The organism is Nocardia sp. NPDC004722, assembly GCF_053601505.1.
Genome location: NZ_JBSGBY010000949.1, coordinates 1 through 2,120 on the forward strand (window position 1 = coordinate 1; position 2,120 = coordinate 2,120).

2 protein-coding genes and 1 pseudogene are annotated in these 2,120 nt (G+C 72.5%); all 3 read right to left on the bottom strand.

Annotation, left to right across the window (positions count from 1 at the left end; all coding sequences use genetic code 11):
• Positions 1–215 (bottom strand): annotated as a pseudogene (locus ACWELQ_RS44445) (hypothetical protein); the annotation flags it as partial.
• On the bottom strand, positions 215–919 hold the full coding sequence (locus ACWELQ_RS44450; protein ID WP_452402977.1) for a hypothetical protein: 705 nt from the start codon (positions 917–919) through the stop codon (positions 215–217). The pseudogene ACWELQ_RS44445 and the gene ACWELQ_RS44450, both read right to left, overlap by 1 nt.
• 39 nt (positions 920–958) lie before the next feature.
• Positions 959–2,120 (bottom strand): hypothetical protein (locus ACWELQ_RS44455; RefSeq protein WP_452402978.1); only part of this gene is annotated, 1,162 nt, incomplete at its 5' end.

The window sequence follows — 2,120 nt, forward strand, 5'->3', positions numbered from 1 at the left end:
GCAGCCGCGGCGGCGAGCCCGAGCGTGGTGGTCGTGGTGCCGACTCCTCCACCACTACCCACGACGAGTAGCGGTGGAATCCCTATCCGGTGCAGGGTTTTCGGTCCCGCACCCGCCGGAACCGGATCCAGGACGGTCCCGGCGGGTGCGGCCGCTGTGAGGGGTGACTCGACGTTTTCGCCGAGTACCGGGTCCAGGAAGTTGATGCGCGCCATCACGACTGCCCTCCGGCCGTGATCGCGGTGATCAGCGTTTTACCGTCGACCAGGTCGGTGGTGACCGTCTGCTGCCACTGCGCGGTCGTGCCATCGGGATGGCGTTCTTCGATCTGGACGTCGAAATGGCCGGGCTGCAGGGTGGTGATGGTGACGCAGTGCCGTGTCCCGGCCGGGATCGCGGCCACTGCGGCGCGGGCCTGATCGGGATCGGCGGCCGCCGCGTCGGGGGCCAGCACCGAGCGGGCGGCGTTGGGGTCGCGCAGCACGTACCAGGCGTACTGCTGATACAGGATCAGATCCGGGCCGGTCGCGCCCTTGCTGCCGGGTGCCCGGCCGGCGCCGTTGCCGACAACGAGTGTGGGCGTATGCGATTGCGCGCACCACGCCGGAGTCGTCGAGGTCGGGGCCACGGCCTTCGGTGCCGGGGTGGCGGCCTGGGAATTGCCGTGATCGGACAACATTGTCAACGCCGCAGCGCCACCAACAACCAGGACGGCGGCCGCCGCGACCCCGGCGATGCGTACCGCGCGGCGGCGCACCGTGCGGGTGTCGGAGCGGCGGCGCATATCGGCGGCGATCTCGCGCAGCGGGTCGTCATCGACAAACACTTCTCCCGTGCTGACGCCGTTGTCGAGCTCCTCGCCGTTGAGGTCGGAGTCCGTGCTCGTGTCCGGCAGCCAGCTGCGCCAGGTCTCATTCATCACCGATTCACCTCCTCCACCAACCGGTTTCATGGATTTTCAGTTGCCCGCCACGGCCGCCTGGACCGCGGCGAGCACGTCGTTGACCGGGGCCGCGAAACCGCCGAGCTGATCGGCCGAGACCGGCGGCAACGCAGCGACGGCATCACGCAGCGACCCCACGTCTGCGTTGAGGCCGGGGTCGTCGGCGACGGCCTGGTGCACGGTGTCGAGGACCTGCGCGGCGACCTGCTCGACCGCAGGCACCGCCGGGGCGGGCATCGGGGCCGCGATCGGGGCGGCCGCCGGAACCCGGTCCGCCGCAGCCACATCCGCCGGGGCGGGCATCGGCGCGGGGTCCGGGGCATCGACCAAGGGCGGGACGTCGGTCGGGAGCTTCACGTTCTGATCCGCGCCACCGATCACCGCGCCACCACCGGCACCGAGCAGGCCACCGGCGACGCCGCCAGCGAGACCGAAGGTCAGCCCGCCCGAGGCGGCACCGACACCACACCCGACCGCGGCACCAATTCCCGCACCCGGCAGGGCGAGTGCGCCCGCGGTGGGGATGCCGCCGATCAACGCGCCTGCGGCCGCACCGACCAGGGCGCCGACACCGCAGCCGGTGACCGCGCCGACCGGGGCTGCGACGAGTGCTCCCACCGGTGCGCCGACCACGCCACCACCGAGCGCGGCCGCGGCCATGCGGTCGGATTCGTTGCTGGGCAATCCCATTCGGTCCCCGAGCGCGGCCAGGTTCCATTCCGCGACATCCACATACGCCTGGGCCTTGTCGTGGGCACGTTGATCGACCCCGGCCGGAAGCCCGACCACGGTGGTGCCCAACCGCAGGGTGTGCGGATCCACCGGCGCGGCCGCCGGCACACTCACCGCATCGGCGGGGGTATCGATGGCGGTGCTGTCATCGGCGCTCGTATCAGGGACGTAGGACTGCTGGGGTTCGTTCTGCTGCTGCTGGGGGCGCGGCCGCCAGGTCGGCAACGGCATCACCACCTGCGGATCCGGCGCCCAATCCGCCAGGCTCGCCGACGGCGCGGCCGGGGCCACCACCGCCGGAGCGGCAGGCGCGGCAGGCTGGGGGGCGATGCTCACCCCCGGCTGACCTGTTCCCGGGGCGGCGACGCCGGGCTGGCCGGGGTTCGCGGCCGCGACACCGGCGGACACGGCCAGCAGGGCGGGCCAGGCACCGGCAACGATCAGG